Annotated in this window: 12 protein-coding genes; 6 read left to right on the top strand and 6 right to left on the bottom strand. The window is 66.6% G+C overall.

Going from position 1 to position 11240, the window contains the following annotated elements:
* Entirely contained in the window at positions 1-978 is a 978-nt protein-coding gene (gene purN, locus K3181_RS02490) for a phosphoribosylglycinamide formyltransferase (RefSeq protein ID WP_221600466.1), read from the bottom strand.
* Positions 971-2080 carry a phosphoribosylformylglycinamidine cyclo-ligase gene (gene purM / locus K3181_RS02485; protein ID WP_221600464.1) on the bottom strand — a complete coding sequence of 370 codons (1110 nt, stop codon included), beginning with the start codon at positions 2078-2080 and terminating at the stop codon, positions 971-973. Before purM ends, purN begins: the two co-directional genes overlap by 8 nt.
* Positions 2081-2149: 69 nt before the next feature.
* Between purM and K3181_RS02480 the strand changes: the two genes are divergently transcribed.
* The 4 genes from K3181_RS02480 to K3181_RS02465 are packed head-to-tail and all read left to right on the top strand — an operon-like array spanning position 2150 to position 5113.
* Positions 2150-3421: a heavy-metal-associated domain-containing protein gene (locus K3181_RS02480; RefSeq protein ID WP_221600463.1), complete on the top strand. Its 1272-nt coding sequence runs from the start codon at positions 2150-2152 to the stop codon at positions 3419-3421.
* A 10-nt stretch (positions 3422-3431) separates the two neighbouring features.
* Positions 3432-4046 (top strand): P-loop NTPase family protein, encoded by a 615-nt coding sequence (locus K3181_RS02475; protein ID WP_221600461.1) that lies wholly within the window; start codon positions 3432-3434, stop codon positions 4044-4046.
* A gap of 27 nt (positions 4047-4073) precedes the next feature.
* Positions 4074-4763, top strand: a complete 690-nt coding sequence (epsC, locus tag K3181_RS02470; protein WP_221600458.1) for a serine O-acetyltransferase EpsC — start codon at positions 4074-4076, stop codon at positions 4761-4763.
* The gene (locus K3181_RS02465; RefSeq protein ID WP_221600456.1) at positions 4763-5113 is read left to right on the top strand and encodes a DUF2794 domain-containing protein; all 351 of its coding nucleotides are present in this window, start codon (positions 4763-4765) and stop codon (positions 5111-5113) included. Before epsC ends, K3181_RS02465 begins: the two co-directional genes overlap by 1 nt.
* Positions 5114-5128: 15 nt before the next feature.
* Here the strand turns inward: K3181_RS02465 and K3181_RS02460 are convergent, their stop codons facing one another.
* From K3181_RS02460 to K3181_RS02450, 3 genes are all read right to left on the bottom strand, one after another.
* On the bottom strand, positions 5129-5518 hold the full coding sequence (locus K3181_RS02460; RefSeq protein ID WP_221600454.1) for a hypothetical protein: 390 nt from the start codon (positions 5516-5518) through the stop codon (positions 5129-5131).
* Positions 5519-5586: 68 nt separating this feature from the next.
* Complete coding sequence (locus K3181_RS02455) at positions 5587-6516, bottom strand: SDR family NAD(P)-dependent oxidoreductase (protein WP_221600451.1); 930 nt, start codon at positions 6514-6516, stop codon at positions 5587-5589.
* Between the two features lie 116 nt (positions 6517-6632).
* Complete coding sequence (locus K3181_RS02450) at positions 6633-7304, bottom strand: HAD-IA family hydrolase (protein ID WP_221600449.1); 672 nt, start codon at positions 7302-7304, stop codon at positions 6633-6635.
* Positions 7305-7364: 60 nt separating this feature from the next.
* Here K3181_RS02450 and glmU point away from each other — a divergent pair, with 60 nt between their 5' ends.
* Both glmU and K3181_RS02440 read left to right on the top strand, forming a co-directional pair.
* Positions 7365-8732: a bifunctional UDP-N-acetylglucosamine diphosphorylase/glucosamine-1-phosphate N-acetyltransferase GlmU gene (gene glmU / locus K3181_RS02445; RefSeq protein WP_221600447.1), complete on the top strand. Its 1368-nt coding sequence runs from the start codon at positions 7365-7367 to the stop codon at positions 8730-8732.
* Positions 8733-8784: 52 nt separating this feature from the next.
* Positions 8785-9060, top strand: coding sequence for an HNH endonuclease (locus tag K3181_RS02440; protein WP_221600444.1), 276 nt, complete (start codon positions 8785-8787; stop codon positions 9058-9060).
* On the opposite strand, the gene K3181_RS02435 is transcribed toward K3181_RS02440, so the two are convergent.
* Complete coding sequence (locus K3181_RS02435) at positions 9061-11184, bottom strand: prolyl oligopeptidase family serine peptidase (RefSeq protein ID WP_221600442.1); 2124 nt, start codon at positions 11182-11184, stop codon at positions 9061-9063.
* Between the last annotated feature and the right edge of the window lie 56 nt (positions 11185-11240).

Genomic DNA, 11240 nt, shown 5'->3' with positions numbered 1-11240 from the left:
TCAGAATTCGTCCGCCGCGTCGAGCAATTGGGTGAGCGTCTTCGGGGCGACCTGGCGCCAGCTGCGCTGGAGCCAGTCGGCGACATTGTCCCAATCGACGCCGGGGCGGTTGAGGATCACTCCGATCCACCCGCTCGCGCCGTAGTAGGCGGGCTTGTGATAGGCGTGCGGCTGCGCTTCGACGAGGCTCTCGAGCTCGTCCATGCTCCCGCATTTCGCCAGCAGCGAGACATGCGGCGTGCCGTGGTGCTGGTCGGCGAAATAGGCGAAGAACTTGCCCGACTTTTCGCTCCCCACCCGAAAGCCCGGCGATCCGTGGCTCTCGCGCTCATGCGTTTGCGGCAGGGAGAGCGCCAGCTCGCGTACGCGTTCGAGCAGCCATTGCGGATCGTTGCCGCGCGAGACGTAGTCCGACAGCACGCGAGGATAGAGCTGGTGTTCGGCCAAACGCACGCGGGTGGCGAGCGTATCGGGCGTGTCACCGGCCAGGATCGCGACCTCGACCTGGCCCAGCGCGGCACCCGCATCGAGATCCTCGGTCACCAGATGGACGGTCGCGCCCCCGTGGCTGTCGCCCGCTGCGATCGCGCGCGCGTGGGTGTCGAGGCCGGGATATTTGGGCAGCAGCGAAGGGTGGATATTGAGTATCCGGCCATCCCACCGTTCGACGAATTCGGGCGTCAGGATGCGCATGTAACCGGCGAGCGCGATGTACTGCGCGCCGGCATCCTTCGCGGCCCGTTCCATCGCTGCGTCGTGTTCGGCGCGCGCCATGCCCTTGTGCGACAGCGCGAAGGTGGCAACGCCTTCGGCTTGGGCCAGCGTCAGCGCCTCGGCTGCGGGATCGTTCGATGCAACGAGAACGATGTCATAGGCCGCATCGGGAAGGCGGCTGGCATAGAGCAGCGCGCCCATGTTGGTGCCCATGCCCGATGCGAAGACCGCGACCTTCGCCCTGCCGGACGCGTGTTCAGGCATTATGCGTCGCCGACCAGTCCTCGCGCGCCGCCCAGGTTCCGGCCGATCCGCGCACGGTGCAGCCCTTGGCGCCATCGACGATCCGGCCCACCGCCAGCACGGTCTCGCCAGCCTCTTCGAGCCGGGTGCGAACGATTTCGGCATTGGCCGGATCGACAGCCAGCACCATGCCGACGCCGCAGTTGAAGGTGCGCGCCATCTCCGCGGGCTCGATGTTGCCCTGCGCCTGGAGGAAGGCCATCAACCCTGGCTGCTCCCAGCCATCGGCATCGACTTCGGCATGCGCGCCCGCGGGCAGCACGCGCGGAATGTTTTCGAGCAACCCGCCGCCGGTGATATGCGCCAGCGCATCGACCAGCCCGTCGCGCACGACGGGAAGCAGGCTTTTCACATAGATGCGCGTCGGCTCGATCAGCGCGTCGATCAGCAGCCGGTCGCCGTCGAACAGCGCGGGGCGGTCGAGCTTCCAGCCCTTGTCCGATGCCAGCCGGCGGACGAGCGAATAGCCGTTCGAATGGACGCCCGAGCTGGCGAGGCCGAGCAGGACATGACCGGGCGCGACGCGTTCGCCGGTCAGCTGCTCGCCGCGCTCGACCGCGCCGACGCAGAACCCCGCTAGATCGTAGTCGCCCGCCGCATACATGCCCGGCATCTCGGCGGTCTCGCCGCCGATCAGCGCGCAGCCGGCCAGCTTGCAGCCGTCGGCGATGCCCGCGATCACGCGTTCGGCAACCCCGTTCTCGAGCTTGCCGGTGGCGAAATAGTCGAGAAAGAACAGCGGCTCGGCGCCCTGGACGATCAGATCGTTGACGCACATGGCGACGAGGTCGACGCCCACCGTGTCGTGGCGGTCGCTGTCGATCGCTAGCTTGAGCTTGGTGCCGACGCCGTCATTGCCTGCGACCAGCAGCGGATCCTTGTAGCCCGCCGCCTTGGGATCGAAGAAACCGCCGAATCCGCCGATCTCGCCATCGGCACCCGGGCGCATGGTCGCCTTGACCAGCGGACCGATCGCCTTGACCAGCGCATTGCCCGCTTCGATCGAAACGCCCGCCTGTTCGTAGGTATAGGAAGGCGCGGAATTGTGCGGTTTGTCACTCATGCCACCCGCCTTACGCTTTCGCGCTTGGATTTCCAGTTGCCTTTCGGCAAAAGGCGCCCTGTTTTCCCCATGAGCCATGCCATCTCCCTTCAGCCCGCCCTTCGTCGTCCCGCCTTGCTGGTGCTGGCGCTCGCCGTGCTCTGTGCACTCGGCGTCGCGGTCTGGGCGCAGGTCGGCGGCGAGCGCGGAATCGCCGCCGTGGCCTCGACCAGCGATATCCAGGTTTCGGGAGTCGAGGTCGACGTCAGTGCGGCCAGCGGGTCGGAAGCGCGCGCGAAGGCCTGGGTCGAGGCGCAGCGCAAGGCGTGGGAGACGCTCGACGGGCCCGAGCTGAGCGATTCGCAGATCGAGGGGCTGGTCTCGGCGATCGTGATCGAGCGCGAGCAGCTCGGCCCGAAGCGCTACATCGCCACGCTCGGCGTCGTCTTCGATCGCCAGCGCGCCTCGCGCTATCTCGGCAGCGAGAGCGAGGCGACACGTTCCGCACCGATGCTGCTCCTGCCGGTGACCGTCTCCGCCGGCACGCAGATGGTCTATGAGCAGCGCAATCCGTGGCAGCGCGCCTGGGCCGAATACCAGGCGGGGCAGAGTCGCATCGACTATGTCCGCCCGACCGGTTCGGGTGGCGATTCGCTGTTGCTGACATACGGCCAGACGGGCCGTCGCAGCCGCACCTGGTGGCGCAATGCGCTCGACCAGTTCGGCGCGGCCGACGTGCTCGTGCCGATCGCGCACCTCCGCTACACCTATCCCGGCGGCCCGATCGAGGGGAGCTTCACCGCGCGTTTCGGACCCGACAACGAATATCTCGACGGATTCGCCATGACCGCCGCCTCGCCCGCAGAGCTGCCCGCCATGCTCGAGCGCGCAGTGGTGCGCTTCGACCGGATCTTCGAACTTGCGCTCGCCGACGGCAAGCTACGGCCCGATCCGACGCTCAATATCGGCACGCCCGAACTCAGCCCGGCGCTCCAGCGCCTGCTCGAACTCGGCCGCGCGATGCGCGCCCGCGACCAGGCAGCTGTCGCCGCATCGCAGCCCACCGCCGAAAGCGGCGATGCGATCACCGCAGCGCCGATCCGCACGCCGCCGCCCGAAGGTTCGGTCGCGCTCTACACCGTGCAGGTCGCGACCCCCGATGCTGCGGCTTTCGACAGTGCGGTCAGCGCGGTCAGGGGCGCTCCGGGCGTGCGCAGTACGGGCGTGCGCAGCACGGCGATCGGCGGAACCTCGGTGATGACGGTGAGCTATTCCGGCTCGATCGGCCAACTGGCCGAGGCGCTGCGCGCGCGCGGCTTCAAGGTCAGCCAGGGCAGCAACGCGCTCGCCATCAGTCGCTGAAGCGCCGGCGATGAGCTCGCAGATCGCTCTACCTCTGATTCCGGCCACATCGGGACAGCCGGCGAGCATCATTCTCGGAACGGGCAACCGCGCGGTTGCTGAAGCATTGGCCGCGCCCGAAACCTGGCCCTTTCGCACCGCTATCCTCCACGGGCCGCCGCGCTCGGGCAAGTCGCTCTTCGCCCGTTGGTTCGCGAGCCGCCATGCCGGGGGCGTGATCGACGGTGTCGAATCGCTCGACGAGACCGAGGTATTCCATCGCTGGAACCGGGCGCAGGAGGACGGCTTCCCACTGCTGCTGGTGGTCGATGGCGAGAACTGGGAGATCGCGCTGCCCGACCTGCGCAGCCGGATGAGCGCCGCGCTGCAACTCGAGATCGGAGCCCCCGATGACTCCTTGGCGAGCGACCTCATGCTCTCCTACGCGGCGCAGCGCGGGCTGGCGCTGGGCGAGGGCGCACCGGCCTATCTCGTTCCGCGCATGGAGCGCAGCTATGCCGCTATCGAGAAAATCGTCGCCGAAATCGACCGGCTGAGCCTTGAACGGCAGGTCGCGCCAACCCTATCTGTATGGCGCGACGCACTGGAGGCGGTACAAGGGCCCGAGCAGGGCCGCTTGATTTAACCGCCCGCGAGTGGGAGAATAGTGCCAATGTTCGAACGGCTTGTCGCCTATCTCGACAGCGTGAAGGCACGCGATCCTGCGCCCCGCAGCCGCTGGGAAGTGCTTACCTACCCCGGCGTCTGGGCGCTGTTCTACCACCGCATCGCGCATTGGCTGTTCGAGGCGGAACTGTTCTTCCTCGCTCGGCTGGTCAATCACTGGAGCCGGATGGTGACCGCGATCGACATCCATCCGGGCGCGACGATCGGGAAGAACTTCTTCATCGATCACGGCTTCTCGGTGATCGGCGAAACCGCCGAGATCGGCGACAATGTGACGATCTACCAATGCGTCACGCTGGGTGGCACCAATCCCACCAACGGTAAGGCCGGCAAGCGCCATCCGACGATCGAGGACGAGGTCATCATCGGCTCGGGAGCGCAGGTCATCGGGCCGATCACCATCGGTCGCCGCGCGCGGATCGGGGCCAATGCAGTGGTGACCGACGACGTGCCCGAAGGCGCCACCATGATCGGCCTCAAGGCACGCAGCACGCTGGTGCCCGCCGAACAGTGGATCAAGGAATTCATCCCCTACGGCACCCCCTGCGACGACCCCTGCGCCCCGAGCCGAGACTGCGTCGAGAAGCTCGAGACCGAACTCAAGATGCTGCGCGCCGAGGTCGAGGCGCTGCGGTCCGACCGCGAACCCGCCCCGCGCAGTGGCACTGACGATTGATGAGCTTCCTCGGCGAGACCGTCATTGCCTTCCCCGGTCGCCAGCCGCTGCAGGTCGGGTTCAGTCGCGAGGAACTGACCCGTATCCTCGATCTTTACGGTCGAATGGTCGCCGCCGGCCAGTGGCGCGACTATGCGATGGATTTCACCAGGGACTTCGCGGCCTTTTCCGCATTCCGCCGCGCCGCCGAACGGCCGCAGGCGCGGATCGAGAAGCGGCCCGCCCTGCGCAACAGGCAGGGCATGTGGACGCTGTTCGGCGAGCACGGCCAGGTGCTCAAGCGCGGGCACGAATTGCCCGGCGTGATCGCTCCTATCGAGCGGCGCCTGCTCAAGACCGTCGGGGAATAGCGGCGCGGATCGGATTCACGCCGCACGGTAGAGAAACGCGGCGGTGATGATCGAGGGAAAGATGAAGCCCTTCAGGTAGGACAGCGGGTGCCGCCCGGCAGTGAAGTCGACGGGCAGGTTTCCCCAATGCGCCCAGTATTGCGTTGCGACCAGCCCGGCGATGCTGATCCACATCGCTGGAAGCGCCTCTCGCTTGCCTGCGACGACCAGGATCAGGCTGACCATGATCGCCAGCCGCAGGACGCCCTGGATCGCATTGTATCGGGCATCGCTGCTGAGGCCTTGCCCGCGAAAGAGGTCCACGAGCATCGTCGCATGATAGAAGATCAGCAGTCCCGCCAGCAGCAGGATGATGGCCTTCAGGACCAAGCGAAGCGGTTCTGCGTGCGATATTGACTCGAACATCGGCCTATCCTCCCGCCGTTACAGCGGGAAGATAGGCCTAGTGTATTAGTCCGTCAATACAGTGCGATTTAGCCGCGAGCGCTGCTCGGGCCGGTTCCGGTGACCTTCTGCATCGCGGTCAGGATCGCGCCCGACTGCTCGCTGCCCGACTGAGGAGCCTTGAGGTTCGAGAATTCGCTGATCTTGTCCCAGTTGGCGGCGAAGCCTTCTACCGTGCGGTCTTCGTCCTTCAGCCAGACCGCGTCGTTCATCACGGTCCAGGCCGAGTGGAAGCCGCCCGCGCCCGCGCCGACGATGGCGTTGGTCGGGGCATCCTCGCTGACGAGGAAGAGTGCGGCCGGGACCACGTTGACCGGGTCGAACAGTTTGAAGGCCTCTTCGGGGAAGAGGTCTTCGGTCATGCGCGTGCCCGCTACCGGGCTGATCGTGTTGACCTTGATGTTGTACTTCGCGCCCTCGAGCTGGAGCGTCTTGGTCAGGCCGGCAAGGCCGAGCTTGGCCGCGCCGTAGTTCGCCTGGCCGAAATTGCCGAACAGGCCGGTCGAGGAAGCGGTCATGAGGATGCGGCCATAGGCCTGCTCGCGCATGGTTTCCCACACTGCCTTGGTGACGTTGGCCGAGCCGTTGAGGTGGACGTCGACGACGAATTCGAAGTCGTCCATCGTCATCTTGGCGAAGGTCTTGTCGCGCAGCACGCCGGCATTGTTGATCACGATGTGGACGCCGCCCCACTTCTGCTTGGCGTCGGCGACCATCTTTTCCATCTGCTCGAATTCGGTGACCGAGCCGCCGTTCGACACGGCTTCGCCGCCGGCCTTCTCGATCTCCTCGACCACCTGCAGGGCCATGTCCGAATGGCCGGTGCCGTCGCGTGCACCGCCGAGGTCGTTGACCACGACCTTGGCGCCGCGGCGCGCGAGTTCGAGCGCGTATTCGCGGCCCAGACCGCCGCCGGCGCCGGTGACGATGGCTACCTTGTCCTTGAAGTCGATGCTCATGGGGCTGCTCCTGCTTTATCGTTTACGTAAAGGTCAATTGCGCGGCTGGGTGGCACGTTCCCTTCGCACTTGCAACAGGTGGGATGGCGTGCCGCCATTCCGTAGCGGCGGGCCGTTCAGCCGAGCTTGGCGAGCGCCGGGATCAATTCGGCGAGCGAATCGATCTCCGCATCGGCGCCCAGTTCCCCGCGCGGCTTGTCGCAATAGCCGTAGCGCGCACCGATCACCGGGACCTCCGCCGCGCGTGCCGCCCTGACGTCATAGGAGCTGTCGCCGACGAAGGCGAGGCGTCCGCCGCCGCCGCGCCTGATCGCTTCGAAGATCGGGTCCGGCGCAGGCTTGGCGCGGCCCTTGCCCATGGTGTCGCCGCCGATGATGGCAACGAAGTGATCGGCTAGGCCCAGCGTGGCGAGGATCTGCCGGGCGAAGCTTTCGAACTTGTTGGTCACCACCGCCAGCGCGATACCGAGCCCGTCGAGTTCGGCCAGAACCTCCGCCGCATGCGGATAGGGGCGTGTGTGGACCGCATTGTTCTCCGAGTAATAGGCGAGCATCTGCTTGTAGAGCCTGCGGAATTCTTCCTCCGGCATGCCGCCCTGCTGGTCCACCGCCTGCTGCAGCATGATCTTCGCCCCGCCGCCGATCAGGTCGCTCGCATGGTCCGCCGGCACCGGGTCGAAGCCGCCGATCCCGAGCGCGTGGTTGACCGCGGCGCCGAGGTCGCGGTGCGTTTCGAGCAGCGTGCCGTCGAGATCGAAGCCGATGATGGCGAAGGGCAGGTCGGTCATGCGCGGTCGGTGCAGGATGCGCCTTCAAACTGCAAGCGAATGGTGGCAAGGCGCTTTGCCATGAGCACACACCGCGAATTCGCCGCCGTCATCCTCGCCGCCGGCAAGGGTACCCGCCTCAAGAGCGGGCTGCACAAGGTCCTCCACAATATCGCCGGGCGGCCGATCATCGAGCATCTGATGGCCTCGGTTGCGGCGCTCGCGCCCAGCCGCACGATCGTCATCGTCGGCGACGAGCGCAAGCAGGTCGAGGACCAGGTCAGCGACCGCGCCGAATGCGTGGTGCAGGAACCGCAGCTCGGCACCGGCCACGCGGTGGCGCAGGCCAAGGCCGCGCTGGCGGGCTTCGCCGGCGACGTGCTGATGCTGCTCGGCGATGCGCCCTTCATCAAGCCCGAGACGATGCAGCAGATGCTCGACCGGCTGCGTTCGCCCGATGCGCCCGCGGTGGTGGTGCTCGGTTTCGAACCCGACGACCCGCTGCAGTACGGCCGTGTCATCACCCATGCCGACAGCACGATCGAGAAGATGGTCGAGTTCAAGGATGCCAACGAAGCCGAACGCGCCTGCCGGCTGTGCAATTCGGGCCTGATGGCGGCGCGCGCGGAAGATCTCTTCGACCTGCTCGACCGACTCGACAACGACAATGTGCAGGGCGAATACTACCTGCCCGACATCGTCAACATCGCGGTCAAGGACGGGCGCACCTGCGCCGCGGTGACCACCGACCGGCCCGACGAGGTCGCCGGGATCAACAGCCGCCGCGAACTGGCGCAGGCCGAGGCGCAATGGCAGGAGTTGAAGCGCACCGAAGCGATGGAAAACGGCGTCACGCTCAAGGCTCCCGAAACGGTGTTCTTCAGCTGGGACACCGAGCTCGCCGCCGACGTGACGGTCGAACCCAACGTGGTCTTCGGCCCCGGCGTGACCGTGGCCGCTGGCGCGCGCATCCGCGCCTTCAGCCATCTCGAAGGCGCCAGCGTGGGCGAGGACTGCTCGGTCGGGCCCTATGCCCGACTGCGCCCCGGCGCGGTGATGGAGAAGGGCGCCTTCGTCGGCAATTTCGTCGAGATGAAGAAGGCGACCTTGGGCGAGGGCGCCAAGGCCAGCCACCTGACCTATCTCGGCGATGCCGAGGTCGGTGCGGGCGCCAATATCGGCGCGGGCACGATCACCTGCAATTACGACGGCTATTTCAAGTACAAGACCGTGATCGGCGAGCGCGCCTTCATCGGTTCGAACAGCGCGCTGATCGCCCCGGTGCGGATCGGCGCCGATGCGATCGTGGCGGCGGGCAGCGCGGTCAGTCGCGATGTCGGCGACGGGGACCTGCGCATGGTGCGCGGCGAACAGGTGGTCAAACCCGGCTGGGCCGACCGCTTCCACGACGCGATGAAAAAGAAGAAGGCTGCGGAGAAGAAGGGCTGATCGATCCGCGGTCCTTACGTGACGACGCGGGCGCCGTGGCAATGCCAAGCCAATGAACGACGATCGCACCTGCTGGCTGTGCGAGCGTCCGCTGGGGCGCAGGGTCCAGCAGCATCACCCCGTGCCCAAGGCCAAGAAGGGGCGCGAGACGGTGCCGGTCCACCCGATCTGCCACCGCGCGATCCATGCCAATTTCACCAATGCGCAGCTGCTGCGGATCGGCGCCGACCGCGCGGCGCTGATCGAGGAGGGAGCCCTGGCGCGGTTCGTGGAATGGGTGGCCGACAAGCCCCCCGATTTCCACGCCCCGACGCGCAGGCCGCGCTGATCAGTCGGCCAGCCGCTGGAGCAGGTAGACCATCTGCAGCGCCTGAATCTTGGCGCGCTGTTCGTTGTCGACCCCGCCCGAATGGCCGCCCGTGGTGTCCTCGAAGTAGAAATAGTCCTGCCCCAGTTCCTTGACCCGCGCGGCGCCCTTGCGCGCATGGGCGGGATGGGTGCGGTCGTCGGCGGTCGAGGCCCAGAAGAAGGGCGCGGGATAGTCCTTGCCCTCGAGCAGCTTCTGATAGGGCGAATAGGGTTCGATCCAGGCGCGCTGTTCGGGGATGCGCGGATCGCCATATTCGCCGACCCACGAGGCGCCGCGGCCGATCAGCGGATAGCGCAGCATGTCGAACAGCGGGATCTGGACGATCGCGCCGTTGAACAGCTCGGGACGCTGGGTGAAGGCGGTGCCGACCAGCAACCCGCCCTGCGATCCGCCCTGGATGCCGAGATGGTCGGGGCTGGTGATGCCGCGCGCGATGGCGTCTTCGGCAATGGCGATGAAATCGTCCCAGGTGCGCTGCTTGTGCTCGCGAATGGCGCTCTGGTGCCAGCCCGGGCCGAACTCACCGCCGCCGCGCATGTTGCCGAGGATGTAGGCGCCGCCGCGCTCGAGCCAGATCTTGCCGATCGAGCCGAGGTAGGAGGGCAGGCGCGGGACCTGGAAGCCGCCATAGCCGGTGAGCAGCGTCGGGTTGGTGCCGTCCATCGCCATGCCCTTGGGCTTGACGAGGAAATAGGGGATCTTGGTCCCGTCGGCACTGGTCGCCTCGAACTGCTCGACCGCCATGCCCGCCGCATCGAAATAGCTCGGCGAGGTCTTGATGACCTCGGGCGCGGCGCTGCCGTCCGAATAATAGAGCGTCGAGGGCGTGAGGAAATCGGTGACCGAATACATGACCTCGTCCGAGAAGTCCGAGGCTGCCTGCACGCCGACGGTGGCATTGTCGGGCAGCGCGATCTCGCTCGAGACCCATTCGCCATCGACATGGTCGAACTTGAGCACCCGCCCGCGGACATTGTCGAGCAGGCTGACATAAAGGCTCTCGGCGGTATTGGAGGCACCCTGCTTGGTCTGCTTGTCTTCGGGCGCCCAGACGAGCGTCTTTGGGGCCCCGTTGGGATCGGCCTTGAACGCCTCGAGATCGACCGAGACCAGCGCGTCGGCGGGGAAAGTCTGGCCCTGCACCTCCCAGTCGACATCGGTCGAGAACAGCAGCTGGCCGTCGATCAGCCCGTAGGGCGAGGCCTTGAGCGGCATGTCGAGACGAACCCACTCGCCGTCCTTCTGCCAATAATATTCTGTCTCGTGGAAGCTCGTCGCGCGGAAGGCGTAGGTGCTGTGGACCGCGCCCGTGTGGTCGCGCAGCAGCGCCGCCGACGACCACACGTCGGCTTCCTCGCCGCGCCAGATTTCCTCGGCATCGTCAATCGGCGTACCGCGCTTCCAGATCCGCGTGGTGCGCGGATACTGGCTCTCGGTCAGCGTGCCGTCGCCGAAGTCGCGGCTCACCAGCATGGTGTCGGCGTCGATCCACTCGATCCCGCCCTGGCTCTTGTGATCGAGCACGAAGCCGTTCTCGACGAAGCTCCTGGTCGCCATGTCGAATTCGCGCAGCACGGTGGCGTCCTCGCCCCCGTCGCTCAGCGCGATCATGCACAGCCGTTCCTCGGGCGGCAGGCAATCATAGCCCTTGTAAACCCATTCGCGCCCTTCCGCTTCGGCCAGCGCGTCGACATCGAGCACCGTCTCCCACTGGGGATCCTCGCTGCGATAGCTTGCTAGAGTGGTCCGCCGCAGCAGCCCGCGCGGGTTCGCCTTGTCCTGCCAGAAATTGTACAGCCCGTCGGGGCGGATCGAGACATAGGGAATGCGATCCTCGCTGTCGTAGATCGCCAGCGCCTCGCCCTTGATCGTCTCGAAGCGCGGATCGCCCGCGAGCAGCCCCATGGTCCGCTCGTTTTCAGCGCGGACCCAGTCGAGCGCCTTGTCGCTGCGCGCCTCCTCGAGCCAGATGTAGTTGTCTTCCGCGGGGCCGGGCAGGCCGTCCTGCGCGGTGGCGGGCGTTGCATGTGCGAGCGTCATGGCAGCGGCAATGGCCAGCGCGGATACGAGTTTCAAGGGCATCTCTCCGGAAGAATTCGCAACAGAGCCAGCTTGGCGGGGCGAGGACGCGATGACAA

Origin of the sequence: Qipengyuania mesophila (genome assembly GCF_019711655.1) — a bacterium.
Taxonomy (GTDB): domain Bacteria; phylum Pseudomonadota; class Alphaproteobacteria; order Sphingomonadales; family Sphingomonadaceae; genus Qipengyuania; species Qipengyuania mesophila.
This window is presented reverse-complemented; position numbering and strand designations above follow the sequence as displayed.

Bases quoted from the DNA above. Each gene is read 5' to 3' on its own strand.
- glmU (WP_221600447.1), top strand. From the start codon at position 7,365: ATGAGCACACACCGCGAATTCGCCGCCGTCATCCTCGCCGCCGGCAAG.
- K3181_RS02475 (WP_221600461.1), top strand. From the start codon at position 3,432: ATGAGCTCGCAGATCGCTCTACCTCTGATTCCGGCCACATCGGGACAG.
- K3181_RS02460 (WP_221600454.1), bottom strand. From the start codon at position 5,518: ATGTTCGAGTCAATATCGCACGCAGAACCGCTTCGCTTGGTCCTGAAG.
- K3181_RS02465 (WP_221600456.1), top strand. From the start codon at position 4,763: ATGAGCTTCCTCGGCGAGACCGTCATTGCCTTCCCCGGTCGCCAGCCG.
- K3181_RS02480 (WP_221600463.1), top strand. From the start codon at position 2,150: ATGAGCCATGCCATCTCCCTTCAGCCCGCCCTTCGTCGTCCCGCCTTG.
- K3181_RS02455 (WP_221600451.1), bottom strand. From the start codon at position 6,516: ATGAGCATCGACTTCAAGGACAAGGTAGCCATCGTCACCGGCGCCGGC.
- K3181_RS02435 (WP_221600442.1), bottom strand. From the start codon at position 11,184: ATGCCCTTGAAACTCGTATCCGCGCTGGCCATTGCCGCTGCCATGACG.
- K3181_RS02450 (WP_221600449.1), bottom strand. From the start codon at position 7,304: ATGACCGACCTGCCCTTCGCCATCATCGGCTTCGATCTCGACGGCACG.
- epsC (WP_221600458.1), top strand. From the start codon at position 4,074: ATGTTCGAACGGCTTGTCGCCTATCTCGACAGCGTGAAGGCACGCGAT.
- purN (WP_221600466.1), bottom strand. From the start codon at position 978: ATGCCTGAACACGCGTCCGGCAGGGCGAAGGTCGCGGTCTTCGCATCG.
- K3181_RS02440 (WP_221600444.1), top strand. From the start codon at position 8,785: ATGAACGACGATCGCACCTGCTGGCTGTGCGAGCGTCCGCTGGGGCGC.
- purM (WP_221600464.1), bottom strand. From the start codon at position 2,080: ATGAGTGACAAACCGCACAATTCCGCGCCTTCCTATACCTACGAACAG.